This window comes from Nitrosomonas sp. Is37 (assembly GCF_033063275.1).
GTDB lineage: Bacteria > Pseudomonadota > Gammaproteobacteria > Burkholderiales > Nitrosomonadaceae > Nitrosomonas.
In genome coordinates this window covers 16218-31134 of the sequence record NZ_JAWJYP010000024.1, presented here as the reverse complement: position 1 = coordinate 31134, position 14917 = coordinate 16218, and the positions used below count along the sequence as shown (strand labels likewise).

Here is a 14917-nt window from a genome sequence, read left to right as displayed (position 1 = left end):
TCATGCCATTTAAACTTGCTTTACCCGCGCCAGGAATGCTGACGCGTTATTTCGGTTTCGACGGTTCCGGCGACACCTTTGCCCTTGCCGAGCTGGCGCACTCGGGGCAATTGGCTAAGCCGCTGACGATCATTACTGCCAATGCATTGGATGCACAAAGATTGCTCGAAGAGTTCCCATTTTTTGCGCCTGAGCTAAACGTGCATCTGCTGCCAGACTGGGAAACATTGCCTTACGACACCTTCTCACCGCACTTTGATCTGATATCTGAGCGACTCGCGACACTTTATCAGGTCATGAACGGTACCTGTGATGTATTAATTGTGCCTGTAACGACTGCCCTGTATCGCATGCTGCCAAAGGAATTTTTGGCAGCTCACACTTTCTTTATCAAACAAGGCAGTGTACTTGATTTATCTATATTCCGCGGCCAGATGACCTTGGCTGGCTATACGCATGTGACACAAGTATTGTCACCGGGTGAATACAGCATACGTGGAGGAGTGATTGATTTGTTCCCGATGGGCAGTCCGCTGCCTTATCGTATGGATTTGCTCGATAACGAAATAGAGTCGATCAAGACGTTCGATGTGGATACCCAACGCAGTATTTATCCGGTCAAAGAGATCAGATTGTTGCCTGCGCGTGAGTTTCCATTGGATGAGACAGGGCGCACGCGCTTTCGTATCAATTTTCGAGAAAAATTTGAAGGCGACCCCTCTCGCAGCCGGATTTATAAAGAAATCAGCAAAGGTAGCACGCCCGCAGGAATTGAGTATTATCTGCCGCTTTTTTTCGAACAAACTGCTACCTTGTTCGATTATTTGCCTCAGAATAGCTTGTTATGTCTGCATCAGGACATTTACCCAGTGGTCGAAAATTTCTGGCGCGATACCCAGTCGCGTTACCAATTATTGCGCGGGGATATCAATCGTCCCCTGCTACCGCCAACTGAGCTGTTTCTGACCGCCGATGGCTTTTTTGGCAAACTGAAACCTTATGCGCGCATTCAAATTCAGGCTGGCAAAGACCTGGGTACTGAATCATTTACCCAACCTTTGCCAGTCGTGCGGGTGGATCGTCATGCGGCTAATCCGCTTGAGAAATTGAGTGCATTTATTGCCGAATTTACGCTATCGGGCGGGCGGATCTTATTACTGGCTGAGAGCATGGGGCGACGCGAATTGATGGCTGAATATCTGCATGAATATGGTCTGTTCCCGATGCTCTGTAAAGATTATGCAGAATTTCGGACAAGCGGTGAATCTTTCATGCTGAGCGTTGCGCCACTCCATAACGGATATATCCTCAATGCCGGCCGCTATGCATTGATTACCGAGAGTGAGCTTTACGCGACCCACGTACATGGGCGACGTGAGCGTGAGATGCGTAAGACTACTTCGACTGACGTCATGCTGCGCGATTTGTCGGAAATTAAGCCCGGCGATCCGGTGGTACATGAGCAGCATGGTATTGGCCGTTATCTCGGTCTGGTTAATATGGATCTAGGTGAGGGGGAAGCCGGTCAAACCAGTGAGTTCCTTGCGCTGGAATATGCAGACGGCGACAAGCTGTACGTGCCTGTTTCTCAACTGCATCTGATCGGACGCTACAGTGGGGTTTCGCCTGAATCAGCCCCTTTGCATAAACTTGGCAGCGGGCAATGGGAGAAAGCCAAGCGCAAGGCCATGCAGCAAGTGCGCGATACGGCCGCTGAATTGCTGAATCTGTATGCGCAGCGCGCAGCGCGTCAAGGCCATGCTTTCAAATTTAAACAGCATGATTATGAAGCGTTTGCAGAAGGGTTCGGTTTCGAAGAAACCGTCGATCAAGCAGCGGCTATTGAAGCAGTTATCAACGATTTGACCTCGGGCAAGCCGATGGATCGGCTGATCTGCGGCGATGTCGGCTTTGGTAAAACTGAGGTTGCTTTGCGTGCTGCCTTTGTTGCTGTAGCCGATGGTCAACAGGTGGCAGTGCTGGTTCCCACCACTTTGCTGGCGGAGCAACATTTTCAGAATTTCTCGGATCGCTTTGGCTTGATTGCTGATCAATGGCCCGTGAAAATCGCCGAGCTATCACGCTTTCGTTCTGCCAAAGAACAGGCGCAAGCATTGGAAGGACTAGCTAAAGGGCAAATAGATATCATCATCGGGACACACAAGCTGATCCAGGAAAAGGTCAAATTTAAGAATCTTGGCTTGATAATCATCGACGAAGAGCATCGCTTTGGTGTGCGTCAAAAAGAACAGTTAAAGAAGCTGCGTACCGAAGTGGACGTGCTGACACTGACGGCTACACCCATCCCTCGCACGCTCGCCATGTCGCTGGAAGGGCTGCGCGATTTTTCTATCATCGCTACTGCTCCGCAAAGACGACTGGCTATTAAAACATTTGTTCATTCTTTCTCGGAAGGCATTATCCGTGAAGCCTGCCTGCGGGAATTGAAACGCGGTGGACAAATTTATTTTCTCTATAACGAAGTCAGTACTATTCAGCGCATGTATGACAAGCTGGCGCAGCTTTTGCCGGAAGCACGCATCCACATTGCCCATGGGCAGATGCGTGAAAGCGAGCTGGAGCATGTCATGCGCGATTTTTACCAGCAACGCTTCAATCTGCTGCTTTGCACCACCATTATCGAAACCGGCATCGATATTCCCACCGCCAACACTATCATCATCCACCGTGCAGATAAATTCGGTTTGGCGCAATTGCATCAGTTGCGCGGCAGGGTGGGGCGTTCTCACCATCAAGCCTATGCTTACCTGCTGACGCCAGATGAGGAAGCGCTCGGTGCGCAAGCTAAAAAAAGACTGGAGGCAATTCAATCGATGGAAGAGCTCGGTTCAGGTTTTTACTTGGCAATGCATGATCTCGAAATTCGTGGAGCTGGCGCTGTGCTGAGTGAATCACAAAGCGGTGAAATGCAGGAAGTCGGTTTTAATCTCTACAGTACTATGCTGGAGAACGCGATCAAATCGCTCAAGGCAGGTTGTGAGCCAGATATGCAGCATCCGCTCGGCATTGCCACTGAAATCAAACTGCATGTGCCTACCTTGCTGCCAGAAGATTATTGCAATGATATCCATGAACGCCTGGTGCTGTATAAACGCATGGCGAATTGCACCGATGATGCGCAACTGGATGATATGCACCGCGAACTGATCGATCGCTTCGGTTTGCTGCCTGATCCTGCCCGAGCACTACTGGACTGTCATCGGCTACGCATTGCCGCCAAACCGCTTGGCATTGTGCGGATTGATGCCAGCGCTGACAATATCCTCATTCAATTTGCGCCCAACCCCCCTGTGGAAGCGGGCAAAATCATCGTGCTAATTCAGAGTGGGCGAGAGTACAGCCTGGCCGGCCCAGATCGCCTGAAAGTCCAGGTAAAAATTCCAGATGTGGCAGAGCGAGTCAAGCGCATTAGGAAGCTGATGGAGATGTTGGTATAGTCAATATCCAACTTATCTTGGGTTACTTCGTTTTGAGTGAATGAGCTGTAACTACATACAAGTTGGTCGCAAGCCAGTGCTTATATGAACCTGCAATTTGACAGATGGTTGAATAATTGATTTATGAATCAATAAGTAAAGTCATCATTGATACATTTGTGCGTAGGTAAATATCTTCGCGTCATCACTTAATTTATCCAGGCGATATGATCCTAAAAGCAGTTTTTTAGAATGGTCTATAGATTGAGTTCAATGGTTTTTTATAGATGCGTTATAGGCTTCCACGTAACTGTTAGCGAGATTCCATATAAAGGAGGATAAAAGATGGCAATGACAGCCGAAAGTGCCAGTTCCATTCCCGAACTTAAAACAACTTCCGACAACATTATGCTTGCTGCGCTTAATCTTTCCGCACGAGCCTATTCCGATAACCATCTCGACGATCAGCCGGTCATCGATACTGTGAATGCACGTATTCAAAGCTGGGTACCTTTAGAAGCGACAGCTTTGGGTTTTGCAGGAAACGATCCGGGATTCAGCACAATAAACGGGAGTTTGTTGCGATATGACAATGAGAATGCTTCGGTAACTGTTGGTTTAACCATACTGGGCGGCAAACGCACGTTAGGCATTTCATTTGAGGGCTCTAATGATTTTTCTACAGAAAACGGCAGAAAGGACTGGAATAATAATGTTTTCAACATTAAGGGTTACTACGATCTTTTAAACGACCCTCGCAGCGATAACGAAATCAGTTTCCTTCGAGCGATTGTCAACTATATTAATAGTCAAGGTATTGAACAGGTGCTCGTGACTGGCCATAGCCTCGGGGGAGCAGCCGCGCAATTCTTCATGCAAGACTATGGTGTCACCGATGCCAGATATATCGGGATAACTTTTGGATCGCCCGGTACCAATCGTTTTCAAGCATTACCGGAAGAACGCTTTGCCAATATTCGTCATAATGACGATGAAGCGGTGATAGCAGGAGATGCACGGGGATATGAAGTTAGTGGTTCGATTATCAATGTACGGGTCGATGATGATGGATTATCAGAACACGCACTGTTCATCCCGCTGGATGACTCGGAAATCAGCTACCGGAAAAGCATTGAATTTATAACTTCTCAATTGGATGCGAAAACTTTGTTTCGGGATATGAATATTGTCCCTGGTACCAATGGCAATGACAATTTGAATGCAAAAGAAGGCCAAAACATTGAGGTCCTGCTGGGCGGCGGTGGCGCTGACAGCATGACGGGCGAGGTGTCGGGTGAGCAACATATACAGATTTTCAAAGGTGGCTTGGGCAACGATACTATTCATGGTGGTGGAGGAATCGATTATGTCCTCTACAGTGGTGCCCGCTCCAATTTTACTCACCAAGTTTCGCCAGCCGGTGAGTTAATCGTAATTGATCAACGGACAGCGTCGAATAATGAAGGAACCGATATACTTCAAGGTATCGAGCGAATCATTTTCGCTGATATGGCTTTTGCGCTCGATGTGGATGGTTCGGCTGGGATGGTTGCGAAATTGATTGGAGCTGTTTTTGGCGCGGGAAGCGTTTCTAATGCCCATTATGAGGCAATCGGCCTTTCCGAGTTGGATAAAGGTATTGGCTATAAAGATCTCGCTGCCTTCGCTATCGCGGCAACCGGTGCAAATACGCCCGCGCAAGTGACTTCATTACTCTGGAACAACCTCATGGGTTCACCTCCAACAGCGGAACAGGCGCAGCCATACATTGATTTGCTGAATTCAGGCACATCCATTGGAGAATTGGGTGTGTTCGCGGCAGAGCACCCACTCAATCAAGCGAATATAAAGCTGGCCGAGTTGAGGGAAAGCGGGATCGTTTTTGATCCGCTGGGTTTTATTGTCTAGCGTAGCGTTGGAAGCAGCCAGGACTGATTAACAGTCAGCAACGCGCGCTATGTTGGATTATTGACTAAAGGTAGCAATGACTGCTGCGTCGGTGGCAAATGAACCGTCAACTGATCGAATGAAATTACCCAATTATAATGATTGCAGGCGCTGAGTATGGTGCGGTGCAAGAAACGATGGATCGACCAGTAGTCTTCAGCGCCAGCGCCCGTGAACACACCAACGATCAGCAGATTCAATGAAGAGTTCGTCGCCTCATTGAATTCTACCAGCAATCCCGTTAGATGAGGATGAAAGGATTGTTGCGCTAACTGCTCTTCCAGATAGGCACGTAGTGTCGGCACAATGTCGGTCAGAATAACCTCTTGATGCTGATAATCCAGCTTGAAGATGATCGGTATCGCAAAACCGTCTCGCGACAAGTTACGAGGATTTTTGCCAAGATAATCAGCTATGCTAAATGTGGTAGTTGCTCCAATTATTTGAATTTGCACTATTTCTGGGGTTTGAAGCAATACCTTGCCATAAATGTCGCCCTCTAGGATAACGATATCGCTCTCTTGACTAGGAAACCAGGATTCTTCCGGGGAATAGGGGCGTGACTGCAAATCCACCAAGCGGTCGATAGGTAGACGCAGTAATCCGCCGTGAAGTAAAGGGTTGTACAGTGTTGAAAAGAGGTTAAGTGAAGCAATTCTCCAAGGTATCCCATTGTATAGGATGCGCTCACCTTCTCGGACGCCGCCCATATTGAGCAGAAGGCGAATTTCTCGGATATAACGTGGCAACGACTTTTGTAATCCCCAAGTTAATCCGATCATCAGCAGAATCATGAGTCCAAGTAACAGCCAGTCGCCGCGAACGTACAAAATAAGCATGGCGATAAGCGAAGCCAGGATCACAGTCAGCGCCCGGAGCAACAGGGCAACGGCCCGAGCAAGCCGTCGTGTTCCAGGTTCATGCTTTCGGCTTGGCAATCGACTGATTATTCGCCCGAGGCCCATCAGCGCCACATAGATCAACACAAAGCCACTCAGCGCCAGTACTAAATTAAGTCCACGCCCGCTGGCAAACTTTTGCAGTCTGGCGACGAATTCCTCACCCAGTTCGTCACTAGGTGTACTTAAACGTTGCAGTTGGGTATTAATTCGCTGTAAACGGTTTTCGGCATTTTCACGTTGCTCCTGCCATTGATTAAGCAGCTCTTTAAGAGCGCGCTTGACCGATGATACCGTGGTTTGCGAAAGGGCCTTCTCCAATTTGGCAATTGCTGTGTCAGCGAGCTGCAAGCGATCTTCTTGCACCATTTGCTCACTTTTTAGCTGTTCTATCTTGCGCGGTTGCTCGGTCAACTGCTTTAGCTCATCCAGTAGTGGCCGTACGATCTTCTCTAATTCCTTTTGCCAGTCAAACGGGGCCTCCTCGGACTTCCGGGTTAATGTTGCAAGACTTAGCCCTCCAGTTACCATCTCCTCAAAAGAGTTCTTCAAATCGAGTAAACGTTGATTGAGTGATTCTAATTGTTCTTGGATTTGCTGCACGCCTGCTGGATCGGAAGTGCGTTTCAATTGCTCACTGAGAGCAGCGCGCTCTTTTTCAGTTTCTTTGATAGTAACTAGAAGCTCATGCAGTGATTCTTCTGACGAGGGTGATTCAGTAGATTGCTTAGTGGTCGTGGTCGTTGTCGTTGTCGCTATCGCTGGCTTAGCTGCCGGTACTGGTTGTGCACAAATGTCTGGCGAGAGTAAAACGAAGAAGAAAAAGGGGACTAGTTTAAGAAAGGTCATGAGAATGCTCCTCCTATCTTTTCCATCAAATATAAAGTTACGGAGAATCGACTGTATTGTCAAATCAGATGGACGAGTGACTCAAATGGAATTTTTTTCTAGCCCAGATTATAGAAAAAATTGAGAGTGAGGAATGAGCATGGTGAAAAGTGGCGCAGAAGTCAAAAATCAGCATGTTTTCGTGATACCGGGCGGTCGCCCGACTTGATGAGCGGTATACTGGTCCATGTACTAACTACCACTATCTTGGATATGGAAGGAACGAAAAATCTCAGTGATCCCTACGCTGCAATCGTACGCTTAAAAGCAAAATAAATTTTGAAATTTAACGAAATATTCTAGCAGGTGGCCTAATTCCATTTCTAAAACAAGCCTGACTTTGTCGGCTTCTCCTTGCCGTATTATTTATACTGTCTGCGGCTCGCCTTCGCGTCATGTTTGATTTAGAAATGGAATAATGACCACCTGATATTATGCTGGTAGTTCAGACTTTTACCCTGTCCGGGGTATTCGGTGTTGACTGCTTCAATATATTTTTTGCTCTTTATCGAAACTACCAGATTCTCACCAAATTTCGACAACCACCCCCGGTTTAAGCCATTTGCTGAGTTTATCAATCTGAGCATTAGTTAGCGCAATACAACCATTTGTCCAGTTGTACAGCCCATGAACCTCGTGATCTCCTTGCCCGAGTCCATGAATACCCAGATGACCGCCCAATGGAGTATTCTGCGGAGGGGTTCTTCCTGTTTCAATTGCGTTAATGATGGATTGCCAAGTTTCTTTAGTAATCCTGCTTTCTGTCAGAGCGAGATCAGCGGCTTCTCGATTCGGAAAATCCAAGCCAAAGAAACGGTAGTAACGGCTTGGCTCTTTTACCCGGTCAATCCTGAAACTACCGAGTGGTGTTCTATTATCACCCATCATTCTGGTTTTGCTGGCACCAAAGCGTCCAATTGCAATATTGTCAAAAACAGCTTGTATCGCCCGTCCTTTCATAACTGATAAGGTCAAATTTTGAGTATCTACATTAATCCAGATATGGTCATGTGCGCTGGATGGGTTGGATCCTACCAGGCATAAAATTAATACAAATAATTTGCTATACATTTGAAAAAAATGACAAGATGGTAAAGAAAATTTTTCTAATCTGACTAATACTGGTGAATCACGTCACTATATTTTTGGAGGTGGTCTGGCAATAATCCGGGTGGTTGTTTTATTCAAATGCATTATTATTGTCTGATTATTTAATTTCATTATGTGTTTTGCTCTCCCTGCTTGCGTGGAAGGAATTGTCGCGGAAGATTATGCAATCGTCAATCCAGGCGGTGTGCGCCGAGAAGTTTCGCTATCTTTGGTTGAAGATGATGAGCCTGGCGATTATGTTATTGTGCATTTATTCTGGAAGAAGGCTTCCCTCTGGCTGATCTCAAGCGCATTGTTGAATCGATGGCAAAAGCGGTACAACATGCGGGTATATCATTATTACTGGCGATACCAAAGTAGTGGAACAAGGGAAAGGTGATGGGATATTCATCACCACCACCGGTGTAGGGATCGTGCCGGATGGTATTCAAATTTCAGCCGAACGTGCTCGGCTGGTGACAAGATCTTAGTGTCTGGCACGTTCGGTGACATGGCATTGCTATATTATCATTGCGCGAAAATTTCACCTTTCATACTACTATTCAGTCCAATACCGCCGCCTTGCATGGATTGGTAGCCAGCATGATCGAAGCTGTTTCCACGATTCATGTGCTGCGTGACCCAACACATGGTGGACTCGCGACTACGCTGAATGAGATTGCACACCAGTCTGGCGTGTGGGTATGATGCTGAATGAAATTAAACTCCCCCATGTGAGCAAGTGAGAGCTGCCTGCGAATTTTTGGGATTTAATCTGCTTTATATTGCCAATGAAGATAAACTAGTCACCATCTGCGCACCTGAAGCGGCAGACATTTTGCTGCAAGCAATGCAAGCGCATCCCCTAGGCAGTGAGGCAGCGATTATCGGGGAAGTGATCGAAAATCCTCATCATTTCATGCAGATGGAAACGAATTTTGGTGGCCAAGGGATAATCGATTGGCTGAGCGGAGAACAATTGCCGCGTATTTGCTGAGAATTCTCACACTATAGAGGGAAACACAGCGTTGTGAGCACAACAATACAACAATAGGTAACCGTGCCGGGCGCTTGGCTCGTTGCATCGATTCAAGCCATGCTAATTCATGGCCTAATCCTTCCTTGTATTAAAACAGCAGCGCGCACAGCGCCTGATTTTGTGTGGATGCAGCAACTTTTTGTTTATCTGCGAGATAAATCAGAAACGATTCAATTTCCCTTTTTCTCATCGTATCGGGATGCTGTTTATTGTGAAAGAAAATAAAATGCTTTATCCAGGCAATATAAGATTGCTCGGTACGATAGCTGTAATGTTTGAGCCCTGGTTTATCACATACTGGCCCGGAAATCGTAACCCATTTATCATATTTGTGGATCTAACAAAGTTTGTTATGATGAAAGCTAAATCGACGCAATTCTATAAAATATAAGGAGATAGCATGTACCTTGTCGTGTTAGATGTCATTCTTGACGTAATGTATTGCGTCATCTCGGAAGTCTAATTCTAGTTAACCACTTCAACCATGACTTTGGCACTTGAATTCAAGGTGGAACCCGCCTTCAAGGAAGGCTATGCCGTCTTCGTAATCGAACTACCGCGGCGCCAGCAGGGAAGTGAATATTTCGCTTGGGCTCAGCGGGGCCATTGGATGGATTTACTTCCCTGGACTGAACTCAAAAAGCGTCCACGTCAGCGCATCGACGCGGCACGGGTCCTGGACATTCTCAGGGTTCTTGACGACGTCTCTCTTCCTGCACTGCCACCATTTGTGCTTGGCCATGACGGAGTTACGAGCACGCTCACCGTGTCCAAAGGCATGAATCAAGCCACGTTCAGATGGTGGGGCGAGCTGCCTAAAGAATGGATACCTCTCGCCCCAATAGTGCGAAAGCTTGAAGAACTAGCCTTGGAACTCACACGTGGCTAACTCGTCGTTGAACCCGACGCCCGCGACTGTGGCTCCGTCCAGCGCCTTCAACGACAATGCACCGCGCCTTCGGCAGCACCACGTCCGCAGGCGTGGGTTAACTCAAAGTTGGGCGCACCCTTCTAAATTAAAGCAGAAAAAAGGTGTCAGTCATTGTATAGTGCATGAAGTGCATTTATGATACGTAGCCATAAATGAATATAGGGAAGAATAGTTTTATGGCACGTCCGATCAGACTGGAATTTTCGAATGGTTTATACCATGTTATGTCAAGGGGGAACGGTGGAGAAGCTATTTTTGCTGAAGATGAAGATAGACAGCAGTTTCTTGATTTATTAGCAGAGCTGATAACACGTTATCAAGCAATATGTTATGCCTACTGCCTGATGGATAATCACTATCATCTTTTACTAGAAACGCCCAAGGCAAATCTATCGCAAATAATGCGAGGACTAAACGGACGTTATACAAGATTTTTCAACAAAACGCGTCAACGAATGGGACATGTGTTTCAGGGTCGGTATAAAGCGATTATTGTGCAAAAGGATAACTACTTACTTGAACTATCGCGCTATATCATTTTCAATCCAGTACGTGCCGGTATAATTGATGTTCCAGAAAACTATAGCTGGTCCAGTTATAGCGCAACCATAGGTCAGTATGCATGTCCTGACTGGCTTGCTGCTGATAATTTACTCAGTTTGTTCGATAATCGAAGAAAAGAGGCCATTCGCTTATACAAGGTGTATGTCAGCCAGGGTGTTGATCAGCCTTTTTCTGGAAAAGTATTACAACAAACCTATTTAGGCGATAATGCTTTTATTGGTGAGGTACAAAAACATATTAGTTTACAGCAAAGTAATAGTATTCATATTACCAAGCGATCGAAGAAATCGCCCAAGAAATCAATGGACGAAATTGCTGCCGGCATTACTGATAGAGGGGAGGCAATGAATGCGATATACAAAACGGGACATTACACAATGTTTGAAATTGCAGCATATTTTAATGTTCATTACAGTACTGTGAGTCGGTCAATTCGTTCATTTTGCAAGATGCAATGACTGACACCTTCTTTTGTTGCTTCGTATTTGCTAAGTAGTGCTACTGCTCAAGCGTGGCAACAAGCGCATTAGTCACAACTTTCAAGTAAAAGGTAACTTTGCTTACTTTTCATTTACATTTCCAACTTGAATCTGCTGCGAAGGGATTGAAACGAAAAAGTAAGTAAAGTTACGCAATTACTTATTTTCAGTAGAAATAAAAAACCCGGTTAATCCGGGGTTTTTATTTTTTATTTAGCTGTGTTCATACTTATTGAGGCACAATATTTGTTGCCTGTTTCCCTTTCGGTCCCATCGTAACTTCGAAGGTCACGCGTTGAGCCTCACGCAATGTTTTAAAACCTTTACTATTGATTGCAGAGAAGTGTGCAAATAAATCTTCTCCACCGTTATCTGGGGTAATAAAACCAAAACCTTTAGTATCATTGAACCATTTTACAATACCTGTTGCCATGTTATTTCTCCTTCATAATGAAATTTATGCTTACGGCGATTCGTTTATGACTATCGAATATCAAGGTAAAAGGGTCAACCAGGGGCATCACATTTAACAACTTGAATCCAAGAGACGTAGGTAAGATGCAGGTTTCCTGGGAAAGTTCCAATATATAGGATTGATTAAAGCAGGAAAAAGGTAAGGAAAGAGATATTGACGAATGACGCGCTGCATAGCCGTTCCACTTCACTGAACTCATCGGTGCCAAGCTTGCGCTACGTCCCGCTAGACTCAGAAATTATGTTTGAAATGACTTAACCGCAATATTTTTTAGTTTGAGATGGATGCCAAAAATTTTGCACAACTTGCAAGTATTCAGGTTTGGATGAGTAAATTACATTAGCAGCGAGGAATCGTCTCCTGTCAGGTTCTATCAGCCAATACCGCTCGATGAGGCGAGTCGTTGTCCACTAGTAATGAGGGTAGCTCTATGCAACTTATTGTACTGCGATATCTGGTTCGAGCAGAGAAATCATGTGGGTTATCGGCATTTTGCGTTTTATAACGGAGCGATGAGCAGCAGCCAATGTGGGCGCTTACGGGAAGCATATCTGGCTGCTAGCCAAAGCGACGTGCGCGTAGTCGTACTGATGGGTAGTTCGGATTTCTGGTCAAATGGCATTCATCTCAATCTGATCGAACATGCAGCGAGTCCCGCTGATGAATCTTGGCGTAACATCAATGCCATGAATGATCTGGTACGAATCATCATCACCAATACCCGCTAGTTCATCCTGGCGGCTTTGCAGGGTAACGCAGGTGCAGGGAGTATTTTTATCGCTCGCGGCGGACAGAATCTATGCGCGTAAAAGCGTAATACTGAATCCGCACGCCTGGGCACCGCTTTATCTTGCCCGGTATCGACGGATGATGAAAACTGCCTCCAGCTAAGATTCCGGAATGAGAAACGTATTGCAATCTGGCAACGGTAGTTTCCAGGCTGAAATTTCCTGTGATAAGCTGATAGCAGCTGCTGACTTTCCCATACATGAAGGGAGGACTAACAGATGCTTCATTTTCTTTACCAATGTTCCAGTATGCTTTTTTTAATGACTCTATTGCTGCTCAAGCCATCAACCGTGCTCGCAACGACAGGTGCCGAATCCAGCGATTCTTTTCCGTTGCAGCGTTTTCTTGATCTTGAAATCGAAGGTATTTCACTGAGTACCTTACCAGAAGATATTCCGGTCATCCTGGAAGCAGCGGGCTATTTCCAGCGGGAGAATTCAACTTTCATCAAGCAAGTGCCTCTTGCTGGCGGCCGGAAATTGCTTTACCTAATTGAAGTGGAAGACACCCCCAGGCATCGCAGTATTACGTATCTCCGCGCAGAGAGTAGTGGCAGAAATAAAAATCTGGTAGAAAAAAATAGACCTGTTCCTGATAATGAGGCGGTTTGGGCAAAAACGATTTATGAACTGGTTTGTTTGCAGGTGCGGGATGAAATTAAGAAAGCGCGCGCTTGCAAACCGTTAACTGACTGGGAAATTCGTTTCGGCGAGGGCAGTTTTTTGCGCATCTCGGCTAACGCGGGCGCTCAGGTTGATGCTTCAGGCGCAAGTACGACCCTGGGAATAACGTATTTCAAGCAATAAACAGATAGTTAATGACAAGAATTTATAGTTTTGCACCGATAGCGGATGAGCATGCCAAGATCCTCATTCTTGGCAGTATGCCGGGACCCGCATCATTAGCTGCAGAACAATATTATGCACATAAACAGAATGCTTTCTGGCGTATCATGGCTGAATTGCTCTCATTTGATCCCGCGATACCTTATGCCGACAAGGTTCAGGTGCTGAGATCGGCGCGTATTGCGTTATGGGATGTACTTCATTCCTGTAAAAGAAACGGCAGCCTGGACGCAAAGATTGAGATTGAAACGCAAATAGCCAACGATTTTGAGAACTTTTTCCATAGCCATCGCAATATTACCCATGTTTTCTTTAATGGTACCAAAGCAGAAACCTGTTTCAAGCAGCTGGTGATGTCCAGAATTAAGAGCGACGCACTCTGCTATAACCGATTACCTTCAACCAGTCCGGCTAATGCTTCGATATCTTTTGGGCGTAAGCTTGAGGCATGGCGAGCGATTCTCGAGCCTATTCGCATTGAATCTAAAAACTAATTGCTTGAGGGTATTTGAATTTCAAAATCTTCACTCATTTTGAATAAAGTTTGCTCAGATTCTCAACCTTGCCGGCAATCTCAGAGGACATCAGCAAATCCTTTGCGTGTTTTCTGGAACCAGGCAAAACTTAACCAAGCACTGATCACGGCAAGCAACATATAGATAGCCCAAGCACCCCAATCCAATCCTTTGCCCCAAATCATCACATCACGGACTTGTTCAACGATGAACGTTAACGGGCTGATTTGCATAAACCAGTGATATTCCGCAGGCAAAGCAGTAATAGGATAGAAAATTGGTGATAAAAACATGAGCGCAGTCGTCATTACCCCAATAATCTGGCTGACATCACGCATATATACTCCCAGTGAGGCCAAGAACCAGCTAAATCCCAGCGTCATCAAAAAGAAAGGAATCAGCGCCACAGGTAACAGTGCAATAGTTGCTTGGGGAATACCAAAAAAAATCAAGTAAAAAACCAACCAGACAAATAAGCTAATCAATAGGTGAAAAGCAGCAGAACCCATGGCCACGACAGGAAGTATTTCCAGCGGGAATACAACTTTCTTAACATAATTGACATTACCCAGCACCAGACTGGGTGCACGATTTAAGCACTCTGCAAATAAGTTAAAAAGCATAAGCCCGGCAAAAAGTACTAAGGCGAATTCGGTTCGGGATTCAGTGCCACCTGCCCAGCGCGCCTTGAAAACCACACTGAATATAAATGTATAAACAGTCAGCATCAGAATAGGGTTGAAGAATGACCACAATAAGCCCATGACGGAACCGCGATAGCGACCAATCACTTCTCGTTTGATCAGATTGTAAATCAGGCCCCGGTTGACCTTGAGCGTGTTAAGTAATACGAAGGGAGAGATCGATCGTGCTGCATGCGGATTCAATTTTAAAACTCCAGCTTAGGAATATATTTTTTGATCTGGCAAAGTGTATAAAAAGCTTTCGAAGGGTAATTTGATTGGGTGGTTTGATTACATAGAAAATTGGAAGAAAATACCTTAATACTATATTACTCAA

At 45.8% G+C, this 14917-nt stretch carries 15 protein-coding genes; 10 read left to right on the top strand and 5 right to left on the bottom strand.

Annotation, left to right across the window (positions count from 1 at the left end):
- Positions 1 to 2: 2 nt before the first annotated feature.
- Together mfd and R2Q26_RS11290 are read left to right on the top strand one after the other, a co-directional pair.
- A complete protein-coding gene (gene mfd / locus R2Q26_RS11295; RefSeq protein ID WP_317536375.1) occupies positions 3 to 3458 on the top strand; it encodes a transcription-repair coupling factor in 3456 nt (1151 codons plus the stop codon).
- Between the two features lie 324 nt (positions 3459 to 3782).
- The gene (locus R2Q26_RS11290; RefSeq protein ID WP_317536374.1) at positions 3783 to 5345 is read left to right on the top strand and encodes a lipase family protein; all 1563 of its coding nucleotides are present in this window, start codon (positions 3783 to 3785) and stop codon (positions 5343 to 5345) included.
- A 47-nt stretch (positions 5346 to 5392) separates the two neighbouring features.
- Here R2Q26_RS11290 and R2Q26_RS11285 read toward each other — a convergent pair whose 3' ends face one another.
- Positions 5393 to 7132 (bottom strand): hypothetical protein, encoded by a 1740-nt coding sequence (locus R2Q26_RS11285; protein WP_317536373.1) that lies wholly within the window; start codon positions 7130 to 7132, stop codon positions 5393 to 5395.
- A gap of 564 nt (positions 7133 to 7696) precedes the next feature.
- Positions 7697 to 8242: a L,D-transpeptidase gene (locus tag R2Q26_RS11280; RefSeq protein WP_317536372.1), complete on the bottom strand. Its 546-nt coding sequence runs from the start codon at positions 8240 to 8242 to the stop codon at positions 7697 to 7699.
- 151 nt (positions 8243 to 8393) lie between these two features.
- Here R2Q26_RS11280 and R2Q26_RS11275 point away from each other — a divergent pair, with 151 nt between their 5' ends.
- The 3 genes from R2Q26_RS11275 (at position 8394) to R2Q26_RS11265 (ending at position 9257) form a co-directional block, all read left to right on the top strand.
- A complete protein-coding gene (locus tag R2Q26_RS11275) occupies positions 8394 to 8660 on the top strand; it encodes a HypC/HybG/HupF family hydrogenase formation chaperone (RefSeq protein WP_317536371.1) in 267 nt (88 codons plus the stop codon).
- Between the two features lie 131 nt (positions 8661 to 8791).
- Positions 8792 to 8968, top strand: coding sequence for an AIR synthase-related protein (locus R2Q26_RS11270; protein ID WP_317536370.1), 177 nt, complete (start codon positions 8792 to 8794; stop codon positions 8966 to 8968).
- A 34-nt stretch (positions 8969 to 9002) separates the two neighbouring features.
- On the top strand, positions 9003 to 9257 hold the full coding sequence (locus tag R2Q26_RS11265) for an AIR synthase-related protein (protein ID WP_317536369.1): 255 nt from the start codon (positions 9003 to 9005) through the stop codon (positions 9255 to 9257).
- Positions 9258 to 9387: 130 nt separating this feature from the next.
- On the opposite strand, the gene R2Q26_RS15550 is transcribed toward R2Q26_RS11265, so the two are convergent.
- Positions 9388 to 9609: a phage integrase N-terminal SAM-like domain-containing protein gene (locus tag R2Q26_RS15550; protein ID WP_090571248.1), complete on the bottom strand. Its 222-nt coding sequence runs from the start codon at positions 9607 to 9609 to the stop codon at positions 9388 to 9390.
- Positions 9610 to 9783: 174 nt separating this feature from the next.
- Between R2Q26_RS15550 and R2Q26_RS11260 the strand changes: the two genes are divergently transcribed.
- Entirely contained in the window at positions 9784 to 10188 is a 405-nt protein-coding gene (locus tag R2Q26_RS11260; RefSeq protein ID WP_317536368.1) for a hypothetical protein, read from the top strand.
- A gap of 218 nt (positions 10189 to 10406) precedes the next feature.
- Positions 10407 to 11252, top strand: coding sequence for a transposase (locus R2Q26_RS11255; RefSeq protein ID WP_317536367.1), 846 nt, complete (start codon positions 10407 to 10409; stop codon positions 11250 to 11252).
- A 250-nt stretch (positions 11253 to 11502) separates the two neighbouring features.
- Here R2Q26_RS11255 and R2Q26_RS11250 read toward each other — a convergent pair whose 3' ends face one another.
- Positions 11503 to 11706 carry a cold-shock protein gene (locus tag R2Q26_RS11250; RefSeq protein ID WP_090571683.1) on the bottom strand — a complete coding sequence of 68 codons (204 nt, stop codon included), beginning with the start codon at positions 11704 to 11706 and terminating at the stop codon, positions 11503 to 11505.
- A gap of 482 nt (positions 11707 to 12188) precedes the next feature.
- Between R2Q26_RS11250 and R2Q26_RS11245 the strand changes: the two genes are divergently transcribed.
- The 3 genes from R2Q26_RS11245 (at position 12189) to R2Q26_RS11235 (ending at position 13876) form a co-directional block, all read left to right on the top strand.
- A complete protein-coding gene (locus R2Q26_RS11245) occupies positions 12189 to 12476 on the top strand; it encodes a hypothetical protein (RefSeq protein WP_317536366.1) in 288 nt (95 codons plus the stop codon).
- Positions 12477 to 12797: 321 nt separating this feature from the next.
- Positions 12798 to 13343 carry a hypothetical protein gene (locus R2Q26_RS11240; RefSeq protein WP_317536365.1) on the top strand — a complete coding sequence of 182 codons (546 nt, stop codon included), beginning with the start codon at positions 12798 to 12800 and terminating at the stop codon, positions 13341 to 13343.
- Positions 13344 to 13354: 11 nt separating this feature from the next.
- The gene (locus R2Q26_RS11235) at positions 13355 to 13876 is read left to right on the top strand and encodes a DNA-deoxyinosine glycosylase (RefSeq protein ID WP_317536364.1); all 522 of its coding nucleotides are present in this window, start codon (positions 13355 to 13357) and stop codon (positions 13874 to 13876) included.
- An 80-nt stretch (positions 13877 to 13956) separates the two neighbouring features.
- Here R2Q26_RS11235 and R2Q26_RS11230 read toward each other — a convergent pair whose 3' ends face one another.
- On the bottom strand, positions 13957 to 14784 hold the full coding sequence (locus R2Q26_RS11230) for an ABC transporter permease (RefSeq protein ID WP_317536363.1): 828 nt from the start codon (positions 14782 to 14784) through the stop codon (positions 13957 to 13959).
- Positions 14785 to 14917: the final 133 nt, after the last annotated feature.